General features: G+C 46.0%; 24 protein-coding genes. 6 read left to right on the top strand and 18 right to left on the bottom strand.

Features of this window, described 5'->3' with window-relative positions:
- The first annotated feature begins 71 nt into the window (after window positions 1-71).
- On the top strand, window positions 72-818 hold the full coding sequence (yaaA, locus tag FC61_RS06805) for a peroxide stress protein YaaA (RefSeq protein ID WP_021742098.1): 747 nt from the start codon (window positions 72-74) through the stop codon (window positions 816-818).
- Window positions 819-843: 25 nt separating this feature from the next.
- On the opposite strand, the gene pyrE is transcribed toward yaaA, so the two are convergent.
- Together pyrE and pyrF are read right to left on the bottom strand one after the other, a co-directional pair.
- Window positions 844-1,476, bottom strand: a complete 633-nt coding sequence (pyrE, locus tag FC61_RS06800) for an orotate phosphoribosyltransferase (RefSeq protein ID WP_035464783.1) — start codon at window positions 1,474-1,476, stop codon at window positions 844-846.
- Entirely contained in the window at window positions 1,473-2,192 is a 720-nt protein-coding gene (gene pyrF, locus FC61_RS06795; protein WP_021742100.1) for an orotidine-5'-phosphate decarboxylase, read from the bottom strand. The genes pyrE and pyrF overlap by 4 nt, the downstream gene beginning before the upstream one ends.
- A 298-nt stretch (window positions 2,193-2,490) precedes the next feature.
- Here pyrF and FC61_RS06790 point away from each other — a divergent pair, with 298 nt between their 5' ends.
- Entirely contained in the window at window positions 2,491-3,714 is a 1,224-nt protein-coding gene (locus FC61_RS06790) for an MFS transporter (RefSeq protein ID WP_021742102.1), read from the top strand.
- Between the two features lie 91 nt (window positions 3,715-3,805).
- On the opposite strand, the gene FC61_RS06785 is transcribed toward FC61_RS06790, so the two are convergent.
- The 11 genes from FC61_RS06785 to FC61_RS06735 all read right to left on the bottom strand — a co-directional run bounded on the left by FC61_RS06785 (window position 3,806) and on the right by FC61_RS06735 (window position 14,379).
- Window positions 3,806-4,525 carry a DUF3658 domain-containing protein gene (locus tag FC61_RS06785; RefSeq protein ID WP_021742103.1) on the bottom strand — a complete coding sequence of 240 codons (720 nt, stop codon included), beginning with the start codon at window positions 4,523-4,525 and terminating at the stop codon, window positions 3,806-3,808.
- Entirely contained in the window at window positions 4,518-5,417 is a 900-nt protein-coding gene (gene pepI, locus FC61_RS06780) for a proline iminopeptidase (protein ID WP_021742104.1), read from the bottom strand. Before pepI ends, FC61_RS06785 begins: the two co-directional genes overlap by 8 nt.
- Window positions 5,418-5,519: 102 nt before the next feature.
- Complete coding sequence (locus FC61_RS06775; RefSeq protein WP_021742105.1) at window positions 5,520-6,398, bottom strand: PfkB family carbohydrate kinase; 879 nt, start codon at window positions 6,396-6,398, stop codon at window positions 5,520-5,522.
- The gene (locus tag FC61_RS06770) at window positions 6,391-7,764 is read right to left on the bottom strand and encodes a purine-cytosine permease family protein (protein WP_021742106.1); all 1,374 of its coding nucleotides are present in this window, start codon (window positions 7,762-7,764) and stop codon (window positions 6,391-6,393) included. Before FC61_RS06770 ends, FC61_RS06775 begins: the two co-directional genes overlap by 8 nt.
- Window positions 7,765-7,784: 20 nt before the next feature.
- Window positions 7,785-8,789: an ADP-ribosylglycohydrolase family protein gene (locus FC61_RS06765; protein ID WP_015474550.1), complete on the bottom strand. Its 1,005-nt coding sequence runs from the start codon at window positions 8,787-8,789 to the stop codon at window positions 7,785-7,787.
- Window positions 8,790-8,812: 23 nt separating this feature from the next.
- Complete coding sequence (locus FC61_RS06760; protein ID WP_035464785.1) at window positions 8,813-9,505, bottom strand: GntR family transcriptional regulator; 693 nt, start codon at window positions 9,503-9,505, stop codon at window positions 8,813-8,815.
- A 144-nt stretch (window positions 9,506-9,649) separates the two neighbouring features.
- Window positions 9,650-10,108: a hypothetical protein gene (locus tag FC61_RS06755; protein WP_021742108.1), complete on the bottom strand. Its 459-nt coding sequence runs from the start codon at window positions 10,106-10,108 to the stop codon at window positions 9,650-9,652.
- A 198-nt stretch (window positions 10,109-10,306) separates the two neighbouring features.
- The gene (locus FC61_RS06750) at window positions 10,307-10,675 is read right to left on the bottom strand and encodes a hypothetical protein (RefSeq protein ID WP_128491954.1); all 369 of its coding nucleotides are present in this window, start codon (window positions 10,673-10,675) and stop codon (window positions 10,307-10,309) included.
- A gap of 95 nt (window positions 10,676-10,770) precedes the next feature.
- Window positions 10,771-11,301, bottom strand: a complete 531-nt coding sequence (locus FC61_RS06745) for a hypothetical protein (RefSeq protein WP_035464787.1) — start codon at window positions 11,299-11,301, stop codon at window positions 10,771-10,773.
- 365 nt (window positions 11,302-11,666) lie between these two features.
- The gene (locus FC61_RS06740; protein ID WP_021742113.1) at window positions 11,667-12,341 is read right to left on the bottom strand and encodes a type 1 glutamine amidotransferase; all 675 of its coding nucleotides are present in this window, start codon (window positions 12,339-12,341) and stop codon (window positions 11,667-11,669) included.
- An 82-nt stretch (window positions 12,342-12,423) separates the two neighbouring features.
- On the bottom strand, window positions 12,424-14,379 hold the full coding sequence (locus FC61_RS06735) for an elongation factor G (protein ID WP_035464789.1): 1,956 nt from the start codon (window positions 14,377-14,379) through the stop codon (window positions 12,424-12,426).
- A 223-nt stretch (window positions 14,380-14,602) separates the two neighbouring features.
- Between FC61_RS06735 and FC61_RS06730 the strand changes: the two genes are divergently transcribed.
- Entirely contained in the window at window positions 14,603-15,817 is a 1,215-nt protein-coding gene (locus tag FC61_RS06730) for an aminotransferase-like domain-containing protein (protein ID WP_021742115.1), read from the top strand.
- Window positions 15,818-15,903: 86 nt separating this feature from the next.
- Here FC61_RS06730 and FC61_RS06725 read toward each other — a convergent pair whose 3' ends face one another.
- On the bottom strand, window positions 15,904-16,671 hold the full coding sequence (locus FC61_RS06725) for an SDR family NAD(P)-dependent oxidoreductase (protein WP_021742116.1): 768 nt from the start codon (window positions 16,669-16,671) through the stop codon (window positions 15,904-15,906).
- A 132-nt stretch (window positions 16,672-16,803) separates the two neighbouring features.
- Here FC61_RS06725 and FC61_RS06720 point away from each other — a divergent pair, with 132 nt between their 5' ends.
- Both FC61_RS06720 and FC61_RS06715 read left to right on the top strand, forming a co-directional pair.
- Window positions 16,804-17,340, top strand: a complete 537-nt coding sequence (locus FC61_RS06720; protein ID WP_021742117.1) for a TetR/AcrR family transcriptional regulator C-terminal domain-containing protein — start codon at window positions 16,804-16,806, stop codon at window positions 17,338-17,340.
- Window positions 17,341-17,572: 232 nt separating this feature from the next.
- Entirely contained in the window at window positions 17,573-17,989 is a 417-nt protein-coding gene (locus FC61_RS06715; RefSeq protein WP_021742118.1) for a hypothetical protein, read from the top strand.
- Between the two features lie 50 nt (window positions 17,990-18,039).
- Here FC61_RS06715 and FC61_RS06710 read toward each other — a convergent pair whose 3' ends face one another.
- From FC61_RS06710 to FC61_RS06700, 3 genes are all read right to left on the bottom strand, one after another.
- On the bottom strand, window positions 18,040-19,203 hold the full coding sequence (locus FC61_RS06710; protein ID WP_021742119.1) for an MFS transporter: 1,164 nt from the start codon (window positions 19,201-19,203) through the stop codon (window positions 18,040-18,042).
- Window positions 19,204-19,507: 304 nt separating this feature from the next.
- Complete coding sequence (locus FC61_RS06705) at window positions 19,508-20,143, bottom strand: sugar O-acetyltransferase (RefSeq protein WP_021742120.1); 636 nt, start codon at window positions 20,141-20,143, stop codon at window positions 19,508-19,510.
- A gap of 158 nt (window positions 20,144-20,301) precedes the next feature.
- Window positions 20,302-21,429, bottom strand: coding sequence for a hypothetical protein (locus FC61_RS06700; protein ID WP_021742121.1), 1,128 nt, complete (start codon window positions 21,427-21,429; stop codon window positions 20,302-20,304).
- 260 nt (window positions 21,430-21,689) lie between these two features.
- Here FC61_RS06700 and FC61_RS06695 point away from each other — a divergent pair, with 260 nt between their 5' ends.
- Window positions 21,690-22,853 (top strand): hypothetical protein, encoded by a 1,164-nt coding sequence (locus FC61_RS06695; RefSeq protein ID WP_021742122.1) that lies wholly within the window; start codon window positions 21,690-21,692, stop codon window positions 22,851-22,853.
- A 161-nt stretch (window positions 22,854-23,014) separates the two neighbouring features.
- Here the strand turns inward: FC61_RS06695 and FC61_RS06690 are convergent, their stop codons facing one another.
- Complete coding sequence (locus FC61_RS06690) at window positions 23,015-23,653, bottom strand: carbonic anhydrase family protein (protein WP_035464791.1); 639 nt, start codon at window positions 23,651-23,653, stop codon at window positions 23,015-23,017.
- Window positions 23,654-23,737 lie beyond the last annotated feature (84 nt).

The following is a 23,737-nucleotide window of genomic DNA, read 5'->3' as shown; positions in this document are numbered from 1 at the left end:
ATATCGAAAAGTGTGACTGGCTTTTTAATATGCTACGATAGGAACAACTCTGAAAGAAACGACGTGGATTTATGAAAATGATTATTGCGCCGGCCAAGCAAATGGCCGTGGATCTCGACAACTTTGCACCCGAAACCCAGCCCCAATTTCAATCACAAGCCCAACAACTACTAGAAGTTCTACGGCAACTCACTTACCCAGAAGCGCAGCAGTTATGGCATTGTAGTGACAAGCTGGCTCAACGCAACTTCGATTGGCTCCATCAGATGGATTTAACTCGTCAAGTTACCCCCGCCCTCTTAAGCTACCGTGGCCTTCAGTACCAATACATGGCACCGGATCTCTTTACGGCACCTGCTTTAGATTACGTTCGCCACAATCTCCGGATTCTATCTGGGTTTTATGGTCTGCTACGACCTTTTGATGGTATTGTTCCCTATCGATTGGAAATGCAAGCCCGATTGTCAGTGGGTGAAGCGACTAACTTATATGCTTTCTGGGGTGATCGCCTCTATCACGCTCTAGTAGCACCCACGGAACCAATTATCAATCTGGCCTCTCAGGAATATGCCAAGGCCATTACCCCTTATCTGCAGCCTAATCAGCCCTTTATCACCGTAGTTTTTGCCAGTCTGGTAAACGGCAAGCTAAAGACCAAAGCCACGTTGGCTAAAATGGCTCGGGGCGCGATGGTACGTTACCTAGCTGAAAACCAAGTCACCACCATTGATGCCGTAAAAGACTTTGATCATCCCGACTACCGGTTTGATGCATCGCACTCAACCTCAGAGCGCCTGGTGTTTGTGTATCAGAAATAACTGTTAATGAGTCAATTCACCGCAATCAAACGGACATCCAGCCCCACGGATCTTCACGCCACTGCCGCAAGGACGCCATTTCTGGTGCCGTTATTTTGGCTTGCTGCTGCGCTACTGTAATCAGTGTACTGTACGTTGTTAGTGGCGTCAGGGCCAGCCCCGCCTGCTGAAAGTTCACCACACTATCTGGTAATTCATAAGAAAAAATAGCAACCACGCCTAGCACTGTGGCGCCGGCCTTGCGAACGGCTTTAGCAGCGGCTAAAACACTTCCTCCGGTTGAGATTAAATCATCAATCAGAACCACCCGATCACTAGCCGTCATTTGGCCTTCAATTTGCTTACCCTTGCCATGATCTTTGGGTTTAGCACGTACATAACTCATGGGTAAACTTAATCGATCTGCGACTAATGCGGCATGGGGAATTCCCGCCGTTGCCACCCCACTAATCACCGTGGTCGTTGGATAACGGTGTTTAATCAGGTTTGCTAGGCCATCGGCGATATGTGTTCTCACTTGTGGAAAAGCAATTGTTCGCCGATTATCCGTATAGATTGGGGCTTGCATCCCACTTGCCCACAAGAAGGGATGATTAGGTGCTAGCGTCACCGCTCCAATGGTTAGTAAATCTGTCGCAATTTGTTCTGCTGGTATCATCTGCATGTCGACTCCCATTCCTGTAAGATTTGGTGATAAGCGACAACTGGATTACTGGCTTGCGTAATCGAACGCCCCACAACAATGCCATCACTGCCCAACTCAACAGCCTCGGCCGGTGTGACAATCCGTTGTTGGTCGTCAGCTCGATCCTGGGCTAACCGGATTCCTGGCGTAATACTCAAAAAGTCAGCCGTTGTCGCTGCGTGTACTAGCGGGGTTTCCAGTGCCGAAGATACCACACCATCGGCACCGGCCCGTTGCGCTAAGCGGGCTAAATGGGTAACGACAGTGGGCAAATCAACGGTTACTAATTGCTCAGCCTGCATCTGCACCTCCGATGTTGAGGTCAACTGCGTAATGGCCAACAATTTGGCTGGGGCAACTCCCGCAATCGCAGCGCCCTGTGCCAATCCTCGTTTAGCCGCACGGATCATTGCCGAGCCGCCGCTCGCATGAATCGTGACCAAAGCCAATTCTTGACGCCCTAGTTGGCACATTGCCCGTTCAACAGTATGGGGAATATCGTAGAGCTTCAAATCCAAAAAAACCGCTACCCCACGTTGACGTAAAGCTGTTACTATCGTCGGGCCCGCCGCATAAAAAAGCTCCATACCAACCTTGACCATCAAGTCGTTCTCATTAGCCAATTGATCGACCAATGCCAGGGCCTGCTGTTGCGTCGGCACGTCTAATGCCACAATAATCGGTCGCATCCATCTTCACCTTTCTTCAAAAAAAGCCGGTTAGCCCCGTATTAGGCTAACCGGCTATAGACCCACTCATCTACTGAGGGCCATTTCCGTTCACCTTTTTAGTCTCACAGGGCTAAATTAAAGTTTGATTGTTATTGAGTGTAGCGTAACTAGACGATAGCGTCAAGCCGTATAATATTTTTAATATCTTGATTAATGGTTGCTTTTCCCGGATATTCATGCCACAATACTAACAACGTTCCGTGAGAACGGCAAAAATAACGAATGTCAGTGAACATTCATTTTGGAGGAATTGAATATGGAAACCTCGTTACACGACCACACGTTCAGTAAGAACCAGAAATGGACAATCGCTTCAACCTCAGCTGGATTCGCCTTGGAAAACATGGATGTTATGTTTCTCTCCTTCGCGCTCTCCTCAATCATCGCCGACTTACATATTAGCGGTGCTCAGGCTGGTTTGATTTCGTCGATTACCAATCTGGGAATGCTAGCGGGTGGCCTTTTGTTTGGGATCATTGCCGATCGCTATGGTCGTGTCCGCACCTTCTCCCATACCATCTTCATTTTCGCCTTTGCCACGGCCGCAATGTGTTTGGCCAACAACATCACGCTCATTTATATCTTCCGGTTTCTAGCTGGCGTAGGGGCCGGTGGTGAATACGGCGTGGGGATTACATTAATCGCCGAAAGCTTTGCCCGCAATAAAATTGGCAAAATGACCTCACTGGCCGCTGTTGGTGGCCAAGTTGGCGCCATCCTGGCCGCTGTAGCCGCTGCCTTAATCATCCCCGTTTTCGGTTGGCAGGCCCTGTTTCTCTTCGGTTTATTGCCGGTCGGTTTAACCTATTTCATCCGACGTCATTTACACGAAAGTCCTGAATTTTTAACGGCTAAACAAGCAGCTGACCACACCCCCATTCAATTACGGCGTCTCTTCAACACCCCTCGCCTGGCTTATCAAACACTGGCGCTGATGTTGATGGTCGTCGTGCAGATTGCCGGATACTTTGGCCTGATGAATTGGCTGCCAGCAATTATGCAACAAAAGCTAGGCTTAACGGTCGCCGGGTCTTCCGTCTGGATGATTGCCACCATTATCGGCATGAGCATTGGCATGCTAACCTTCGGCAGTATTCTGGATTATTTCGGTCCGCGCCGGGCTTTCGGTATCTTCTTGTTAGCCTCAGCCATCGCGGTCTTTAGCATCACGCTGGCCGTCAATCAGGCAACTCTCATTCTAGCTGGCGCGATTATTGGCTTCTTCTCCAACGGCATGTTTGGCGGTTATGGTGCGGTCATCAGCCGGCTTTACCCCACGGAAATTCGTTCCACCGCCAATAACCTAATTGTTAACGTTGGTCGGGCCATCGGTGGCTTCTCCTCTGTCGCCATTGGCTGGCTGATGGATCACTATACTCTGAATATCGTTATGGCGTTTCTGTCCATCCTCTATCTAGTCAGTTTCACCGTGATGCTGACAATTCCTAATCTACGACAATTTAACAAAGTAAATCCTTAACCACTAACAAAAAAGCGATGCCCACATTGAGGTATCGCTTTTTTCGATGAAAAATTCCACCCATATTACCCACTTGTTTCACATGAAACAATCACCTGACTGACGCCTTGGCAATCTGGTCAATGCGATACTGCCACCACCAATTCGGCATGCCAATTGGATAATTGGCCAATATCCGACCTAAAGTCTGCGCCGTGGATTGCTCGGGTCGATAGCAGGTTCGCACCAACGGATCTAAAAAGTCCTGTGGCACGCCAACCACCCGTCCACCAAGCGTTAACCGTAACGCCGCATTGTCTTCATAGCAGGCTTGCCAGTGATAACTAAAGGCTACCCAATCCGCTGCTGTTACCACCTTGGCCGTCGCTAAGTCATGTTCCAGCGCCGGCTCGTCCAGCTCCCCAATGGTTAAATTTTGCATAAAGACCGGGCCCATTTCAGTCATCACGGGACCACTTAAAGGAATCTGAATCCGCTGAACAACCCCCATAAATTGTGCTTGAACTAACTGACTGCATAACCACCCCCACCCCAACTGATCAGCCGGATTGGCAGAGGTCCATACCCGCAAGGTGGTGCCAGTGGCTAACATCCGTTGCAATCGCTGTTGACTCGTTGTAACGGCGGCAAACTCAGCGGAGGCACCGCCCGATTTGGTATAGCGCGCCTTAAGTCTCCAATATGAATTTTTGGCATCAGTTAAACGCGTTAAATCACCAATCTGCAAGTCTAAGGGTAAGGCAATAGCTGTTAATTTCATGGATTGGGCCAGTGTATTCGCTAGCGTTGGATCAAACGTCACTTCAATCATTAGTCACCTCGTCATGAGCGGCTAGCCACTGAGTCAGTCGCGCTTGATAAGCGGCCGGCTCATCAATAAAGGCCATATGCCGACTGTGCGGAAATAAGGTCCATTCGGCGTGAGGCAACTGGTCAACCATCGTCTTAGCCACCAATGGTGTGCAGAGATCATTGACACCGCTGGTCACTAACGTTGGGTACGGTAGTTGCGCTAACTTTGCTGTATAATCATAGTCCCGTAACGTTCCCGTGGGAAAATATTCGTTAGGCCCCCAAGCCGTGGTATAAGCGGCTGTGCCCAAGCGCTTAGATCGCCGCAAGAATTCTGGTGTTTGCTCGGTAAGCGGTCCAGTTGCATGCTGGATCATGAACCGCTCGTTAGCTGCCAAGTAAGCGGGTGTTGTAAAGTCTCCCGTCATTTCAGCCTGGTGAATGGTCGCTTGGTCAGTCGCTGACATGAATTGAATCAAGCGATGCTGTTCGCGGGCCCACAAATGAGCCGAGGATAAGGTGCTGGCCAAAATCACACTCTGAATTCCCTGTGGCTGGTCGTCACATAAGTAAATAAGCGCCAGCATGCCGCCCCACGACTGGCCTAATAAGTGCACGCGGTCGAGTTTCAAATAAGCACGTAACGCCCGTAATTCCGCCACCCAGGTTGCTGCCTGCCAAAGATGGGGATCAGTCGGTATGGATGACCGACCACAGCCCAATTGATCGTACATCACAATTGGCCGACCGGTTGTCGCTACTAGTTGATCAAAAGCTTCAAAATAGTTATGGGTCGATCCCGGGCCACCGTGCAATAACAGTAAGGGGGGTAACGGTGACCGTAAATCACCAACCACCCGATAATATGTCTGATACGATCTAAACGGCATGTACCCTTCTTGAATATCCATGCAATCCCCTCCTTTAGTTAGGTTAAGAATACCCTAAATGATGAGCAATTAGGGCATTTCACAAAAATAAGGTCGGGATTTTCATCCCGACCCACTAACCAATTAAGACAGACTGCCATTTTCCTGACCAACCACTTGTGCCGACAACTGATTAGCTTGCTTGATAGCTTGTGGGAGTGTTAGTCCGGCCATTAAACCGGCAATAATCCCGCCACAATGCGTGTCACCAGCGCCAATTGTGTTGACAACCGGAACGTTCTGCGCTGGAACTTGCCCGGTTGCCGTGCCATCGACATAATAGGTGCCCTGACCTCCCAGCGTCACCATGACGGGGCTCTGGGTTAACGCGAATAAACGGTGTGCTTTTTCTGCAACGGTGCGACCGTCAGGCATGATCTTTCCAATTTCATCTTCGTTACAATGAACCATGACGTGCGCCGCTAACACTTGTTGTAAAATTTCTGATGGAATTTCGCCAATTCGTGGCGACGTATCAAATAAGATTTGGGCATCCGGTCGCCGTTGCCGCAGACCATCTAAGATTACCTTAGCTGAACGTAAATTCTCTAATTCATAACCGCTAACATAGATATAATCATAATCGGCCAGCTGAACCTGCTGGAACCACTGTGGTTTCCAACATTGTTCAATCCCATTAATTGTCAAAAAGCTACGTTCTCCATCGGGCTCCACTAACGATAAATCCCAACCATTATCAGCACCCGTCACCGGTAATTTTAAGGAAATCCCTTGATTGCTTAAATGTTGTTTAACGCGCGTGGCATAGTCGCCTTCACCCACTGGCACCAGTAGATCTGCCGATGCCTGCATGTAGCGTAAGGCGCCATAAACATTAAAGGCCGAACCACCAATTCGATAAGACTTTAAATCACCCGTAACATCCCCGCCAGAAAAGGGTAATCGTGGAACGTTAACGACCACATCAACAAAAGCGGCGCCCAACACTAAAGCCTTACTCATGATGCATAACCCCCTCACCATTTGAATGCGCTACCATTTTAACGATAAACATACAGATGATCGCAACAATTGCCGAGATAAAAACGCCGAGACTATTATTTCTAAAAATTCCATGGGCAAATGGACCATTCCAAATTGCATTATTTGTAAATAGAAAACCCGTAATCGTCGCAATGACCCAAGAGATAATGCCACCCCAGTTATAGTGCTTTTTAGAATCTGGCACTAATAACGCCAGCTCATAGCCGTTTTTTCTGAACATCGCACTATCGCATAGGAAGATGGCAACCCAACTAGCCAAACAAATCCCCAAAAAGTTTAAGAACAATTCGAAGTTGGCTAGAAAATTTCCTGAGATAAAGAGAACGTAAACTGGAATCAAAATTACAATTAAACCATGAATAACTAAGGAAGTCCGTTGTGAAACACGAATCCCAATCGTCCCCAAGTTAATTCGGGCCGACCGCAAAGATACAATACATTGCGGGATTAGACCCCCAGCAGCTACCAGAAAATAAATTACGCCGATCCAGCTTGGTAAGGCTGAATACATTACGCCAAACGGATCACCCGTTGTCGCCAAAGCCGGTTCAATCGTACTTAACAAAACACCACCGGCCATGAGGACAAACAAGGGTATTGCGCCACCCAAGGCTGTTCCCCAAAAGGTCGCTTGCGGTTTAGTTTCTGGCTTGACATAGGCACCCCAATCGGCGGCTGCCATCGACCAAGAAATGCCTGAACCGGCGGCAACGATGCTGACAGCTGGCAAGAAACCGCTAATCCAATGACCACCTGGAAGATTAAAAGCGGCCTGCCAATCCGCCTTTAGCAAGAAGAGAACCAAAATAACAACCGTTAACGCGCCAAAGACATAGCTTAACCATGTTTGAATCTTGGCTAAAGTGGCTTCTTTTAACAAACCAGACAGCAGCACTAACCCACCAAAGATAGCCAGAGCAACGGCCCGTGTGACGGTGTTCTTGGGGATATTTAAAACACCGTACATGGAAATTAATAGCATGGTCCCCGTAATCACGTTAACCGAAAGCCACCCCACCATATTAATCCAAGCGATGGCATTGGGAATTTTATTCCCCCGAGTACCATAGGCCGCCCGGCTCAGCTTAAAGGTTGTCACACCTTCTCGTTGACCAATCATCGCCACCCATCCTGGCACTAAAAAGGACAACGCGCCACAAAAAGCAGCGAGAATTGCTTGGGCAAACGACAGATGATAAGCAACAATCATCGCACCAAAGACGAATCCCATAATCCCAATATTCGCGGCAAACCAGTTGTAGAAAATTTTCCCTGGCGTTAATGTTTTATCTGCATCCGAAATTTTGACGAGCTCATTATTCATTATGATAATCCTCCAAAAAGCTAGTTCGCTTTAAAACTAAGAATTTGATCGGCATAGTTAGACATAATGTGTTGCGGATTTTTTTCATCAATTGTCTGAATCCAAGCAGGATCAATAGCTTTAAATCCAGTCTTAGCGCCACAAATAGCGGTTGCCATGGCCCCAATCGTATCGGTATCACCACCTAAATTAGCACAAAGTAAGGCACATTTTTGAACATCTCGAGCGTAGTAAGCAATCGCGAATGCTGCCGGAATACTTTCCGAAATCATCGTTCCAGTTCCCACAAGGTCATAAATGGCCTGACTAAACTTAGGCTCATCATTGGGGTACTGCTGCGCCAATTGAATCCCTAATAGGGCTCGCTCATGAGTCTTGGCAGCCCAAGTATGACTACCCATTTGGTAGCCCAAATCATTGGCATTTAAGGCATAAGTCACAATATCATCCCACTCATAATCGGCCATAGCTGCCGTAACGGCGCCCGCGATAAGACTGGCACCACTCACTGCAACGTCACTAGAATGAGTCACGCGACTAACCTCATAGACCATCTGAACCAACTCATTGATTTGATCCGGCGTAAACAGCGTGCCAATGGGGGCAATCCGCATACCTGATCCATTCGTCAGCGCCTTAGCTGTAACCGGTGCCGGGTCTTGCCCTGCCTTAATGGCCTTCAATGCCGCCTTGCTACTTGGCCCCAAGATATTGTTATCCCATGCACCCACAGCATCCGCCCAAGCCATAATATGTTTAACCAAATTTTGCTGATCCGGTTGCCAGTTCGTTTCAATTAGAGAATCTAAAATTGCTAGGGCCTGGTTGGTATCATCGGTATATTCTCCCTTGGTAAAATTCAGAGCAATATCATTATTCTGTGGGCCATCTAAAAAGGTCGTAATTAGACCGCCAAATTGCTGCCGAATTTTTTCAACCGGCCAAAGTTCTGAGGGCATTCCCATCGCGTCCCCAATCGCCTGTCCATAAATTGTTCCCAATACTTTATCCTTAGTCCGTTCCATCTGATTCTCTACTCCCTTTCGCTTTATACGCCAACCACAAATTTAAAATTAGATTGGTCACTATAAATAATCTTGATTGTTTCGACCAAGTCATTATTGGCCGTACGTACTTGTCCCGTTACTTGAAGTAACGGTTGGCTATCAGCCACTTCTAACAGCTCCGCTTGCGCGACGGTTGGCATAATTGGTGTGACCAAAAGGTTAGCTGTCGCTGGATAAACCTTGAATTGACTTCGTAGCGTTTGGTACAAAGAATTCTGCTCAAAGTCAGTCTGTTCTAGCCCCGGAAACTGCTCCAGATTGAGGTGTGATTCATCTAAAGTCAGTTGAACAACTTCATCGCTAGTTTTGATTCCCCGTAATCGCTGCAGTATCAAGTGATGGTCAACAATCTCTTGCTTTAAGACCCGGGTAACCGGCGTCGCTCCTAACTGCAAGGCATAGTCAGAAAAGCCTTTGAAGTTAAACATATCAATCTTTGGTTTCGTTAACTTCACAAAGCTCCCTTTGCCTTGAACCCGATCAATCATCTGTAAGTCTTCCAAATCTTTGAGTGCTTTTTGAATGGTTGACCGCGTAACATCATACTGCCGTGCATAGGCCGCTTCTGATGGTAGCTTATCGCCGGTCTGCATATTCTTTAAAATACTAGCTTGAATATCCGCAACAATTTGCGCTCGAATACTGCTATTTCGTCTATGTTTATCAATGGCCATTTCTTTCAGTCCCTTAATTCGATTACTTGAGTACTCAAGTTCTAAGATAAGCATTTTTCAAAAATTGTCAAGCGCTTACAATCATCTGTGCTTATAATTAATTCCCTTTTTATTATTAATAATCAGAAAACCAAGTATTGATAACTATTTTAACGTTACCCAACTCTCTGCCACCACCTGTGTATTCACCAGCAACGTCAACCGGTGGACCCCTGGATACAGTCGCCGCGTGGTCAGCTGCTGCCATTTAAGCCTAAACACTCCTTGTAATAACTGGCCGGCTGGCAGAGTCGTCCGCTTTACAAAAAAATCTTTCGCTGTCGTTGTGCCATTTTGTCGAACATAGTCGACTCGATAGCCTAAATAAACCGGCATGGTTTCAGGCGCCCGCACCGTATAGGTCACCGTTGTCAGACCCCCGATTACTGCCACATCACTCTCTGGTTGCAAGGTCACGTCCGTTACCTTCTCGGCCACAGTAATGTCATAACCCAGTAACGCCAATACGTCCGGATTTTCTTGTTTAAATAGGGTTCGCAACCCCCGCCGCAATATCCAGTATTTGGTCTGGCCCCAATATTGTTGAGCAAAGGCGATCACCACTTCTGGATGATCCTTACTAAATCAAAAATGCCCCAGGACCATCTATTGTAATAGATGGTCCTAGGACATTTTGGTTTGTGTTAAGTCATACTACTATTTTGAATGTGGCCATTTTTTCGCACGCAAATTCTTTGTTACCTGGTGATAACCCCTGGAAGTTAACGGATCAACGAAAGTGGCAAAATAAACCAACGTAACTCAATGGTGGGGCGCATTATTTTTCATCTCGTCAGACTTTAGGATTTTCAGAATCAAACCAATCAAGCGCTCGCGCGTTTCCTCGGTACTTTCTTGTTTGATTTTGCGACGAATAATGCGCGTTCTTTGTAAGGATAGGACCCATAAAATTTGATCTAATTGTTTCAACGTTTTCGTATGCAACATTTGATTAAGATCCGCAGCACGCATAATTTTCTGAATCTTTCGGCGATTGAAGCGTACACTTATCAGAATAAAAAGGAAGATGCCACCTAATGCAGATGTTACTTCAGTCCAAAATAGAACTAGCAAGACCAAAAAGGCTTCAAACGGTGATTCATTTATGAGCAAGTTATTGTACCATTCCACGAAAATGACAACCACTGGAATAACCGCAATAATCTCGTACAGTAGTAAGAGCTTAAAGTTTTTTACAAAAAAATTAATTTTTATAACCTCCAAAATTAAATGGCTAAACTAAGACTCCCCAGCGCTAGTAACGTGCCAGTAAGGACAGTTACGATAAGTATCCCTCCCAAGACACAAAGGGAAACAATACCGATCTTTTCCCAATCCATGTCTTGGGTGGTATCAATCGCGTTATTATAATTGGTTTCCACCTCAGTTGGCGTGGTTACAACAATTTTGTGGAACATGATTGTAATAGAAATTTCGTATTTTTCAGTAACCTGAACCTTATTAACCTCGGTGTGTTCACGTTCAAGGTGCAGTGTGAAGCCCTTCCCACCAGCCGTATCAATCCAGATAGTCCCGTTTTTAATTTTAACCGCTAACTTTCCCAAGATTTGATCCAAGTTATCGAACGTTGAGACTTTATTTTCACTTAATAATTTTTGAATACCGGTTAAATTGTTTGTGATTGTGCCATCCTTGATAGTATATACGACAATTTTATCACTAGAGGGTGAAGAAATCGAGGCACCCATGTCTAAACGCCAGGTCACATCTACTAGAATCAAATACGGCTCAGCCAAAAAGGAACGCATGTCCAAATGTGGGCAAGATTCTAAATTTAAAATAACGGGAATATTAAATACAACAACTGCATGTCTAATCTAAGCCCTCAAAACAGAAACGTCGCCAGGTAGCTGGCAGGCCTTAGAATTCAAATCTAACATTCTCTGTGAGAGCCTCAATGTACTAGCTTAAAGTACGCTTCAGTTAAACATGCTTGGCAAAACCGTGTCACATCAAAAGTCGGCGCTACCTGATGCAACTGTGTACCCAAATTCGTTAGAAATTGGGGGGAATATAGATCCTTTAAACCCATTTCGTTTCACTCCTCTAAACTAAAAAAGCCGCTGCCTACGCAACGACTCCTTAATCAATATAGTTGTAGTTACTGATCGGCTGACACCATGTAATCTAACAGGTTAAACAAGGCTGTCTGATTGGCTCTAGGTACCGGCGTTGTTAAAATATCATTCGCTGTTTGCCCCAAAACTGATCCGTGAATGTAGGGGAAATCGTTAACCACCATCTCACGAACATTCGTCGCCTGCGGTTCCAAATGACACTGTAAGCCAACCACACGGTGATTAAGAACAAATCCTTGATTGACCACATCATCACTGCTAAAGAGTAAGGTCGCCTCAGTTGGGATCGCAAACATTTCTTCGTGCCAATGTAGCACATTGAGCTTTTCTGGTAGGCCGGGGACTATCGTCGTTTGCCGATAAATTGGGGCCCACCCCACTTCTTTAACCGGTGCTTTGGTTACCGGATACCCCAGCGTTTTAGTAATCTGTTGAGCCCCAAAACAAGCGCCAAAGATTGGCACGTCTTTATCCAAGAGCATTTGGATCAACTGGCGTTCTTGCTTAATCCAAAGCAGCCCATCATTTGGACTCATGGGCCCACCCAAGATAACTAACAGATCCGTTTCTGCTGCCATTGGCAACTGGCCAAACTGGTAGGGATGATAGATAAATACTTGATGTTCGTGAGCTGCGGCCCAAGCTAAAATCGCTCCTGGACCCTCATTTGGTGTATGTTGCAAGACATTAATCCGCATCGTAAATCCTTTCCATCAACGGCAATGTTTCACGTGGGTATCGCCTGCAAATCCCCAAGATGGCCTCAATTATAACACATCACTACTGAGGCAAGTCAGTATCCGAATACACATACGGCACGTGAGCCATCGTCGGTACTTGATCCCAAGCCACCGGATACCCCGCACCGTGAGCACAAAATACTGAATCTGGCGTATTCTCTAGGTCAGCTACTGGTGCATATTGCTGCTGTGCAATTATCTCAGCCGCGTTATGACAAGGCCGATAACCATCAATCAAGCATTCCAATTGGCCCTGACCATGCGTGTAAGCTTGTACAGCTTGGGCATAGTCTTGCATTTCAGACACGGGCGCAACCCCCGTTAGTGTGGTGAGATTACCTCGACTGGTCGTTGGATCAACTGCCGCATTGAGACTGCCATGCATGCGCTGCACATCCGTCATGGCTCGACCCACTTGCTCTTGGCCCACCTCTAAGCGGAAACGATACCACGGCTCAAGTAATTGACAGCCATCGTCTTGTCGCATCATCAGCCCTTGACGGACCGCCCGCCAAGTTGCCTCACGGAAGTCACCACCAACCGAATGAACAATGCTAGCTCGACCCGTAACCAACGTTATTTTGACATCAGTTAAGGGCGAACCCGTTAGAATTCCCAGTTGTTCTTTGGCGCGTAAGTTAGTTAATACCTGGTGTTGCCAGTTGCGGCCCAACACTTCCAAGGAACAGTCGGCGGCAAAGGTTAATCCACTCCCGCGGGGGGCTGGTTCCATGAGCAAGTGAACTTCCGCATAGTGACGCAAGGGTTCAAAATGCCCAACACCTTCTACGGCTTTCGTCAGTGTTTCCTTATAAAGAATCCGGCCGGCACCGAAATGAACCGTCAGATTGAAACGATCCTGCAACAGCTGCTGTAAAATTTCCAATTGAACTGTTCCCATCAGTTGAACCCGCAACTCCTGCAGGTGACTGGACCAACTCACATGTAATTGGGGATCTTCATCCTCCAGCTCCCGCAAAGCGGCCAAACAGGCGTGCAGATCCTGTCCTTGTGGGTCCAATGCATAGTTCAAAACGGGTTGCATAACGGGCGCCGCACTATCTGGGACATTCCCCAGGCCTTGGCCGGGATACGTTCCCGTTAACCCTGGAATTGCGCAGACATCGCCAGCCAGAATTTGTGGCTGCACGGTGTACTTAACCCCGTTATAAACTCGTAACTGATTGACTTTTTGCTCCTCCAGCAGGACTTGTTTGGGCTGTAAATCACCGCCCGTCACTCGCAGCCACGTCAATCGTTCACCTTGATCGTGGGAAATTTTAAATACCCGTGCACCAAAATCACGGGTCGTTTCACTGGGAGTCGTCCACTGCTGCAATCCCGCCAGCAACTCGGTCACCCCAGTCATTTTCAAAGCCGCACCAAAGTAGCAAGGAAAGACTTGTCGCTGATCTATCATGCGACGGATGACTGTGGCACTCAATTGGCCGGAATCAAGGAAGTCAGCCAAAACGGACTCGTCTAACATTGCAATGTCTTCACTAGCCGCTGCGGAAACTTGGGCGCCGTCAAATGCAATGCATCCCGGTGATAGTTCGGTTTGCAGTTGCGTTAATAACGCCGCCTGATCAGCACCCGGTGCGTCCATTTTATTGACAAAGATTAGGGTGGGCACGTGGTAGCGCGCGAGTAAGCGCCACAGGGTTCGGGTATAGCCTTGAACGCCATCGGTGGCGGAGATGACTAACACCGCATAATCTAAAACACTCAGGACTTGTTCAGTTTGACTAGCAAAATCGACGTGTCCCGGTGTATCTAATAAAGTCAGCGCTAAGTCTTGGTACGTCAATCGGGCTTGATGGGAAAAGATGGTAATCCCTCGCTGCTTTTCCAACGCATCCGGGTCCAAAAAAGCATCCCCATTATCGACGCGCCCAAGCTGCCGCACCGCACCGGCCTGGTATAGCATGGCTTCTGACAAGGTGGTCTTACCAGCATCCACGTGGGCGACAATGCCCGCTGTGATGGATTTCATATGACTGCGCTCCTTTTTATCTGTAAGTCTTATTGGTTCATCATACCACGGCCATCCCACCAGCGCTTATGCCGATAACCAAATCATTTAGTAAGATTGAATAACATTCACTTAAAAATGAATTAATTGAATTTTACTTTTCACTCAAAAACCGCTATCCTACTAAACAAGTAATCGGATAAGTTAGCGAGGGTCGTTCGAAGCGACCAGAAAGGTGTGTGCGATGATGAACGACTTATTTGCGCAACGCGTCAATCCAGATGTTTCCTCTGCTTTAGCGGGACTATTTCCGCAAGATCCCAACCCAACTGCGGTAACCTTTGCGGCTGGTAGTCCCAATGAGCAACTGTTTCCAGTTAAAGAGGTGCAAGCGGCCTTTAATACGGCCATTGATACCCAAGGCGCCCACCTGTTCCAGTACCAATCGGCCCAAGGAAACAGCGCTCTCCGTGAAAAACTGGTTACGCGCATTGCCAAATGGGGCAACGTCACGACTACCGCTGATAATATTTTGCTGACCGTCGGTGGTCAACAAGGCGTAGAACTCGTCGCAAAAACCCTATTGGATCCCGGTGATGATATCATCGTTGAAGTTCCAACCTATATCGGGGCGTTGGCCGCTTTTGACTTGTACCAACCCCACTACCATGCTGTACCACTACAAGCTGACGGCCTAGATCTCGACGTGTTGGAGACCACCCTTCAACAACATCCCAACGTAAAACTCCTCTACACGGTACCGGATTATCACAATCCCACCGGAATTACAATGAGTGTCGCCAAGCGCCAACAGTTGGTGGCATTGGCTAATCGCTATCATTTCATTATCTTAGAAGATACACCCTATCGTGATCTCGGATACGAGGGTGCCCCATTGCCCGCCATCAAGAGTTTTGACACCGAGGGCCGCGTGATCTTTCTTTCTAGCTTTTCAAAAATTCTTATGCCTGCATTGCGGACCGGCTGGTTAATCGCTGATGGTGAGCTACGCGATGCCATCTTAAAGATGCGGCTGGCTAGTGATTTGGAAACCACGGGTGTCACCCATGCGGCCATTAACGCTTACCTAGACGCTAATGACCTAGATGCCCATATTCAACGCATGACAACGCACTACAAACAGCAACGCGATGCAATGCTTCAAAGTCTAACCCACTATTTCCCGGATGAAGCTCTCTTCACTCACCCGGCTGGCGGATTCTTTGATTGGGTAACCTTACCGCAAGGCATTGATACGGGCCGGTTAATGCTGGACGTTATTAGTCCCCAAGCGCACGTGACCTACGTACCAGCGACTAATTTCTATCCACAACGCGATGTCCACAATGCCCTCCGCTTGAGCTTTAGTGGTGTCAACCCAACCCAGATCGATGCCGGTATGCATCGACTAGGCGATCAATTGAAAAATGCCATCCATACGGCGTACCCCGTTTTTTAGAGGGTGTTTCATGTGAAACATTGTGCCGGCTTAATTTGTAATTATTAAGCCGGCACTTTATGTTATTTGATATCGCTAAAATTTTTCTACTCTTTGATTGATTGACCACCATCGATCACTAGCTGGGCACCAGTGACAAAGCGGCCTTCATCAGAAGCTAAGAATAGGGCTGCATATGCCACATCAGCGGGTTTTCCTAAATATCTCAGTGGTACACTGTCAATCACACTTTGTTTAACACTTGCATCTTTAGTGAAGTCACTAATCATAGGCGTCTCAATAAACCCCGGATGAATTGAATTAACGCGAATGTGGTCAGGGCCTAAATCCCTCGCTGCTCCCATTGAAAGTAATCTCGTTGCACCCTTTGAGGCTGCGTATGGTGTTGCACCACCAATACCATGAATTCCGGCTAATGAGGAGATATTGACGATTGATCCTTGCCCAACTTTCTTCATTTCTGGGACCACATATTTCATCCCCAAGTAGTTTCCCAGGGCATTAATATTCATCACTTGATTCCAGTCGCTAACAGTTGTATCCGCAAGTCCCCGCGTTTTACCCGTTACCCCAGCATTATTAATCAAGATATCAATTTTATGAAAGCGCTCAATTGTACTTGTAACAACTTGTTTCCAGCCTGATTCGCTTGCAACATCTTGCGTAATAGTTAAAATGACATTTCCATTTTCTTGTTGAATCTCTTGTTCCAATTGGGATAAAAGCGCCGCCTGCACATCTGTTGCAACAACTTGTGCTCCTTCTTTTGCAAATAACCGAGCTTCCTCTGCACCCTGACCACTCGCTGCACCCGTAATAATCGCAACTTTACCTTGTAATCGACCAACCATCATAACAATTCCTCCTTCATTAACTCTATAATGAGCATATCGCGACTTTTAAATAGTTGTTAGAGATGTTTTGAAAGCGCTGTACTAAAACAGTACAAATGTCTATAATTATACTAATGCTAGGAGGTAATCTTTATGATTCATCGGCAGTCCACTCAAGAGCTACTAGCTAATTCTTTAATTGATCTAGCATCAACTAAGACCATAAGGAAAATTACTATTCACGATGTTACCCATAATTGTCATACCGGGCGTCAGACATTTTATAACTACTTCAACAGTAAAGAAGATTTGATCACCTGGTACTACACCACGCAAATGGATAGATGCCTTACTGACCAAACGCTGCCCATTGAACAACGAATTACGAATTCTCTTACTGTTATTCAACAACAGCAGACTTTTTTTGAAAAACTTCTACAAGCATACGATACGCAATTTGTCATAAATTTATTTTATCGATATTCGGTAAACTATTGTCGGCAAAGCATTACCTGTAAAGCTGGATTAAAAGCACTGACCAAAGAGATCCAATTTGATATTCAATTTGACTGTTATGGTTGCGCTTGTATTCAAATACACTGGATTCAATCACAACTTATAGAACCTGCAAGTTACATCAGCCGCCGATTTATTGCCTCCCGACCTTCATCATTAAATTCCTTTTTTTGAAATTTTAAATTAGAACTAATTAAGGCTTCCAATAGATAAAAGCAGGAAAAATTCTCAATTTTTGAGGACTTTTCTTGTTTTTCTATAGAATTCGAATCATGTTTCAGATCCACTTCTAATAATCAAAGCTTTAATTTTAACTATTAATAATAATTTCCGCTATCTAAATTGCAGTCGCCCACCGACCTATGTTAGGCTAAACGTTGACTTCTAATTGAAAGGGTAGTCTGCTATGAAACCCAACTCGAAATTTCTTCGTCGACTCCAAACTTGGATGATCGGCCGTTACGGTCAGAATGATAGTCTGAATCGCTTTCTGACTTATTTAACCTTCTTGTTACTCATTCTCAACTTATTTATCCACACGCTGTGGTTGGCTGTCGCCGTCATTGTGCTCATTTCCCTGACTTACTGGCGACTATTTTCTCGTAAGATCTATCGTCAAGTGCGCCTCAATCGGGCCTTTGAACGCGTTTGGCTTCCGATTACGCGTCCATTTCGCCGCCTCCGCTACCAGGTGTCGCAACATTGGCATTACCGCTTCTTTCATTGTGCTCAATGTCAGCAACGGATTCGCGTGCCACGCCATCACGGCCGCGTTCAAGTGACTTGTCCCAAATGTCACCATAGTTTCATCACCCGAACCTAACATTAAAAATACCGTTGCTAGGTTTATTCCCAGCAACGGTATTTTTAATATTACTGTCGACGAAAGACCAACCAGCCGCAAACCAGAACGACCATTCCAGTGCCACCAAAGGCAACCGCGAAGCTACTCCGTTCAATCAGCCATCCCATAACGGGAAATAGCACGACCATCATCAGACTAAAAATCATACTGGAAATGCTGAGTAACGTAGCTCGCTGCGCACTGGGAAGCAACCGATTATAGTAATTGGACAGCACTGGCTCTACAATCGCTAACAACAGATTAACCAAGAGATAGCCAAGAACCAGACCTAATGTATTGGCCCACCAGGCGCTAATCAACACACTGGCGAGCAAAATTGTCAGACCACGTAATAACCGCACCGGTGCCCATCTTTGCTGTAACCACGGCGTTGACTGCACGCCCCCCACATTTAAAATTGCCGTTGCAATCAGAATGCCAGAAATCAGTGGGCCACTGAATCCCTTAGCAGTCATAACAGCCTGAAAGTCATAGTAGTATGTCATTCCCAGAGCGCTAAAAGCCGCGTGAAACACCATCAACTGACGTAATTCAGGCAATTGGCGGAGACACTTTCCTGCCGCTCGTAAAATGGCACTTAAAGATTGCGTGCCGGTGATTGCAGTTGCTTGGTCGCGGAGCGGTTCACGCAGTCCGATAATACAGCCAATCGCGACTATTGCACTAGCCATATACAAGAGATAGGTAATACTCAAGTGTCCATGAACGAACCCTCCTGCCAGCAACACGCCCACCGGCGTCGCGCTCTCAATGACCATATTCATATTTTTAGTCACTACCGGAAACCGCTCAGTGGCGTGATTTTCAGCTAGTGAATCATACAGAAGTGCCTCGATTGTTCCTGATTGTAAGTTATAGGCCCACGCCTGTAACACGAAACCTAGGGCAAACCACCAAAAATTTGAAGCCATTAGCATAATTAAAGCATGGACTATTGCCACAACTCGTCCACCAATTAAAATGGCCTTATAGCCAAAGCGATCAGCCAGCATCCCCGATGGTACTTCGGAAAGCAGACTTGTCAGGTGAAAAACGCTTTCACATAAACCGATTTGAACCAGCGACAATCCGCGTTGTTGTAGGAAAATAACCCAGAGACTGGTAATTCCGAAATACGCCAATGCGGTATAACCATAGCCCAAGTGTAAATTACGTTGCATCATTTTAACCATTATCAAACGCCTCCAAGGATTGGCGACGACAAAAAAGACGGTGCTCTAAAGCACACCGTCCGTGAACACATGAACTGTCGTCTTTAGATGAAATCGTGAGTATTAGTATGGGAAAATTGGACAGACTGCGCCCCTTGGAGGTCTTTTACAAAAATAATATCAGTCTGCATATGATTCCAGCGTTGAATTTTCCAACTCACGACGATTCACCTCATTTTTACTAGTTTCAGTGATTATAACAAATTCACTGTCGATTGACGACTAAGACTTTCTTCTAAAAGTGTTTTAACACCAATCGGTCGAATCAGGATTTAAATAACGCCGGATCAATCTGTCGGTCTTTAAAATAAAATTCACGGTCATGCTCGTTAACGGGCCGCAATACATGGCAAGGGTTACCGACCGCCACAACGTTATCTGGCAAGTCTTTGGTAACAATACTCCCTGCGCCAATCACCACGTTATCGCCAACCGTAATACCGGGCAAAACAATCACACCCGCGCCTAGCCAGCAGTTCCTTCCAATATGAACCGGCATATTGTATTGATAGTTCTTTGCCCGTAAATCAGGAGTAATGGGGTGCCCGGCCGTGGCAATCGTCACATTGGGCCCAATCATTGTGTGATCGCCGACATAAATATGGGTATCATCGACCAAGGTTAGATTAAAATTAGCGTAAACATCGTTGCCAAAATGGACGTGGTGCCCACCGAAATTAGCATAAAATGGCGTTTCAACGTAACAGTTGGTCCCCATTTCGGCAAATAACTCATGCAAAATCGCCTGTTTCTGCGCACTGTCACTTGGGCGGGTATGATTGTAGTCATACAGCCGATCTAAGTAATGTTGCTGATCCTTTTCAATTGCCGGATCGTCGGGTAAGTAGAGGTCACCCGTATGCATTTTTTCAAGATTTCCCATGGGTTTCAATCCTTTCATGTTGTGTTATCTTTTATCATATCACTATTGGTAACGCTATCATAATTGATTAATACTTGTCGTCACCGCGCCGTTTTGACAAAAATCCTAATAAAAAACACCTAAATCTGCGAAGATCTAGATGCTTCATAAGCCCACGGGTTCATTTGTGGAAAGCCTTAACTAATATCGATCCGCATAAGCTCAGCGCCCCGGTTTAAAATCAGATAGCCTTGACCAGCAGCAGTGAACGATAGTCCCTCAAATTCCCGCTGACTGGCAAAGACAGAAGCATGAACATCCTTAGGCGTTGCCTGACACTGACGAAATTTTTTCACAGACACTGAAGAAATTGCATCATCACTAACAAAGTATAGCCGATCGTTATGCGGATTATACGCGATGGATTGATGCGTCTGGCCCGGGCGATAGGCCAACCCCTGCATCATCAATTTGAAATGCACCCCGTGATCGTTCATTGTCCCCCGATAGACTCTCAAAGAACGCTGACCACTGTAACTGCTAAAGTACGCGTAACCCTGGCGATCAAAAGCTAGCGTGCTATTCACAGCTAATTTGGCCCCCTGTTTATTAACCAATCGGTAAGCAACCTGCTTGGTCGGCCGTAACGTTTTCGACGATACCTTAACGGCAGAACCATATTGTCCCGCTTTTCCATTTGACCTGGTAAACCATAGTTGCTTGGCCTTTGGATTATAAGCCAGTGATTGGCCGTGTCCGATATCAAAGGTCGGTCCTTCCTTAATGTACTTAAGCAAATTTCGATCCCGACTGGTGGCTTTATGCTTAGAATAAGCATTCGTGGCCCGCCGCAAGGCATCCATGCGGGATGTGTATCCACCTAACGCCTGAACCAATTTTGCCAAATCGTATCTGACAATCCAACCAGTTGTGGTGTTACTAGCTTTTAAATAAGCAATATACACGGTCTTCCCATTCGGCGTCACGACTACCGCTTGCGGATCACTCCAATCGCCAGAATGATGAACCGTCACCGGTAGATATAATGCCGTTCGCAACAACGCTGGGTGCCCCCTGACGGATTGGTAAATATCCGGTGTCGTTTGAAACGTGCCTTGCGACCGATACGTCGAGGACGTGGCATATGTGCCAGGTCGCGTGACAAAGTAATCTTTATTTTTAATCAGTTTAACTGCCTTAACGTTATAATTAGCCAGCGCATGGCTGGTTTTGACCTGGGCGGCCTGACCCTTTAGTGATCCACTCCCTACTAGTGCCAGCGCACCAACAAGTAATACCTTTGAAATGGTCCTAACTACTTTCATGATAATTTCCCCTTAGCGACTCATAGTTCCCCCTCAGTTCTGCAAATGCGGTGTAGACCGGCTCATCGAAGCCCACTTAAATGCCCCACCTTCTAAGTTCGTTATAACATATAAGGTTATCTGATGTATAGTCAGCGTGATTGCTAGTCGGACTGTTTTTCTACCGAATTAATTAATGGCAGCACCTTGTATCTATTAGTTAAAATGATTAGTATTTATCCTAGGAGTATATTTAAATGATGAACTAGGGGAGATTACTTATGTTAAAGACTTGGCTCAAAGCCGCTATTATTTTGGCATTATCAGTTAGCAGTATTTTCGGCCTAACTAGTGCCAATGCACAATCAACTTATCAAATATCAACCGTCAAAGATGTCACGCCCACACCGTACTATGTCGCTAACTATAAAAAAACACTCTATGCGTGGGATAAGACCCATACTAAACGTATTACTGTTTTGAACCAGCTTCCTGGTGTTAGTTGGTATGCCACCCAAAAAGTCACTATTATTCATGGTCATCAGACAACCACCTATCTACATATTGCCAGTGAATACGGCCTAGATTACGGCTATGTTCCTGCAAAAGATATGCGCAAGGGATTTGATCCAACTGACGATGAAAAGCCAGCTTACCACCCCACAACCAGCACAACTGGCAGCCAGATTCCTGTTAAACGCGTGAGTGAAAAAGCTTTTTCCAAAGTCATTCCCAGTTTGACTAAAAACACCTATTATCAAACCACTAAAAAGCTAACCGTTAAAATGCCATTTTCCGTTTATATCTCAGGAACTATTAATGAACCGATAACCTTGCCAGTTGGGACGGTAGTTGCGGGTAATCGTTCACGTACTGAGATGACTATTGCCAGTTCATATTTAAGTCAAAACCTATTAAAAGCAGGCTATCAGCAAAATTTGTGGACCGACAATGGTGACTCCTATACTCCCAACCCAATGGCTTTTAAAGCGATTCCTAGACCTGCCTATCTACCTAAAAATGGTAGTCATGGTGACTTATATTTAGGTGGTGTCAATGCCCTTCGAAATCAGTATAACGCGCTATCAAAACAGAGTATTCAGTTGACCACTAATGGCTACGTAGAAGTCCATCAAAATAACCCTCAAGATAGAGCTATTGCTTATACCGCACAGCCAACGACTTCGGTCAAGATCAAACGCACTCAGATCAAGGGTCATACCCGTTACTTATATTTGGCCAAAAATTTAAACGGTTTTAAAACAACTAAGGTTCGCTATCATGGAACAACACAATACCGATTAGCTTTTGTTAATCAACAAAAAACTTATTCGATAACATTTGAAAATGATGACGACTTTGTTGAGCCATCCTATTACGGTCTTATGTCTTTTGGTGGCAAAACATTCTACACGCCTTATGGCACTATTCCTAATGACAACTAAAATGTAAATAGCTTCTAGCGGTAGGTATGGAATCTGAACGATAACTCGGATGCTAAAAAGCAGGCCAAAAACTTTCAAAGTTGAGAGTTTTTGGCCTGCTTTTTACATTATTTGCGGGAATAATCCATGCCGAAGTTATTTAACCTAATACTGTTTAACCGCTATTTCGTAAAGGTTCCGCTTCCCCGGAGAACTGGTCGTTGGTTGGTCGCCTGTACTTGCCGATTATTCGGTCCAAAGAGTTGCTTGTAGCGCTTAAGTTGCTCTGAACTGATGGTAATATCAGTTTGTTCAATAACGTACCACGTCACGCCCTCGGTTAGCGGCGGCGTGGTGAGTGACCCAAGGTATTGAAAAACGGTGCCACGATTTGGCAATAAATCGGTTAAGTCGCAGTCGATTGATTCCGTGGCGTGTGGCTGGAAATGATCAAGAACCCCGTCAATAATCGGATTGGCTTTACCTATGGGCACGAGAACCGCCACGACGCACAACGCACCAATAACCGATTGATGAACAAAGTGCAGTTCAGCAACCGTTTCTTTAGTGGCGATATGCTCCGCCGGCACGTGGATATGGGCTTGCACAAAATGCCAAGTCATCTCATTGATTCGCGTTGTCCCGTGACCAGCAAGCTGAATGGTCACTTGGTCATCGATTTCTCGGTCAGCTATCCATGGATCTGTCACCACAAAATTAGTAACACTAGTGGGTTTAGCCTGACGTAGATCAATCGGTGATTGTTGGGAACCGAACCCATTTGACCATGAAGCCTGCTCCGCATAATCTAAAATTGACATCGTGACAATCCTTTCTTTTGATGGTTTATTTGCCAGCAAAATGCTCATTCGGTGGGCATACGGCCAGATTAAGCGATTTCTAAT

The sequence above is a fragment of the Levilactobacillus brevis ATCC 14869 = DSM 20054 genome (assembly GCF_001433855.1).
GTDB classification, from domain to species: domain Bacteria; phylum Bacillota; class Bacilli; order Lactobacillales; family Lactobacillaceae; genus Levilactobacillus; species Levilactobacillus brevis.
Note: the sequence above shows the minus strand (reverse complement) of the source record. Positions and strands in the feature narration are given on the sequence as shown.

What these genes read in the sequence shown, in the direction of transcription:
- pyrF (WP_021742100.1), bottom strand. Translation starts at nt 2,192, where the DNA reads ATGCGACCGATTATTGTGGCATTAGACGTGCCGACGCAACAGCAGGCC.
- pyrE (WP_035464783.1), bottom strand. Translation starts at nt 1,476, where the DNA reads ATGATACCAGCAGAACAAATTGCGACAGATTTACTAACCATTGGAGCG.
- FC61_RS06790 (WP_021742102.1), top strand. Translation starts at nt 2,491, where the DNA reads ATGGAAACCTCGTTACACGACCACACGTTCAGTAAGAACCAGAAATGG.
- FC61_RS06710 (WP_021742119.1), bottom strand. Translation starts at nt 19,203, where the DNA reads ATGGTTAAAATGATGCAACGTAATTTACACTTGGGCTATGGTTATACC.
- FC61_RS06740 (WP_021742113.1), bottom strand. Translation starts at nt 12,341, where the DNA reads ATGCGGATTAATGTCTTGCAACATACACCAAATGAGGGTCCAGGAGCG.
- FC61_RS06760 (WP_035464785.1), bottom strand. Translation starts at nt 9,505, where the DNA reads ATGGCCATTGATAAACATAGACGAAATAGCAGTATTCGAGCGCAAATT.
- FC61_RS06770 (WP_021742106.1), bottom strand. Translation starts at nt 7,764, where the DNA reads ATGAATAATGAGCTCGTCAAAATTTCGGATGCAGATAAAACATTAACG.
- FC61_RS06765 (WP_015474550.1), bottom strand. Translation starts at nt 8,789, where the DNA reads ATGGAACGGACTAAGGATAAAGTATTGGGAACAATTTATGGACAGGCG.
- FC61_RS06775 (WP_021742105.1), bottom strand. Translation starts at nt 6,398, where the DNA reads ATGAGTAAGGCTTTAGTGTTGGGCGCCGCTTTTGTTGATGTGGTCGTT.
- FC61_RS06785 (WP_021742103.1), bottom strand. Translation starts at nt 4,525, where the DNA reads ATGATTGAAGTGACGTTTGATCCAACGCTAGCGAATACACTGGCCCAA.
- FC61_RS06690 (WP_035464791.1), bottom strand. Translation starts at nt 23,653, where the DNA reads ATGTCAATTTTAGATTATGCGGAGCAGGCTTCATGGTCAAATGGGTTC.
- pepI (WP_021742104.1), bottom strand. Translation starts at nt 5,417, where the DNA reads ATGGATATTCAAGAAGGGTACATGCCGTTTAGATCGTATCAGACATAT.
- FC61_RS06735 (WP_035464789.1), bottom strand. Translation starts at nt 14,379, where the DNA reads ATGAAATCCATCACAGCGGGCATTGTCGCCCACGTGGATGCTGGTAAG.
- FC61_RS06730 (WP_021742115.1), top strand. Translation starts at nt 14,603, where the DNA reads ATGATGAACGACTTATTTGCGCAACGCGTCAATCCAGATGTTTCCTCT.
- FC61_RS06715 (WP_021742118.1), top strand. Translation starts at nt 17,573, where the DNA reads ATGAAACCCAACTCGAAATTTCTTCGTCGACTCCAAACTTGGATGATC.
- FC61_RS06705 (WP_021742120.1), bottom strand. Translation starts at nt 20,143, where the DNA reads ATGAAAGGATTGAAACCCATGGGAAATCTTGAAAAAATGCATACGGGT.
- FC61_RS06720 (WP_021742117.1), top strand. Translation starts at nt 16,804, where the DNA reads ATGATTCATCGGCAGTCCACTCAAGAGCTACTAGCTAATTCTTTAATT.
- FC61_RS06695 (WP_021742122.1), top strand. Translation starts at nt 21,690, where the DNA reads ATGTTAAAGACTTGGCTCAAAGCCGCTATTATTTTGGCATTATCAGTT.
- FC61_RS06700 (WP_021742121.1), bottom strand. Translation starts at nt 21,429, where the DNA reads ATGAAAGTAGTTAGGACCATTTCAAAGGTATTACTTGTTGGTGCGCTG.
- FC61_RS06725 (WP_021742116.1), bottom strand. Translation starts at nt 16,671, where the DNA reads ATGATGGTTGGTCGATTACAAGGTAAAGTTGCGATTATTACGGGTGCA.
- yaaA (WP_021742098.1), top strand. Translation starts at nt 72, where the DNA reads ATGAAAATGATTATTGCGCCGGCCAAGCAAATGGCCGTGGATCTCGAC.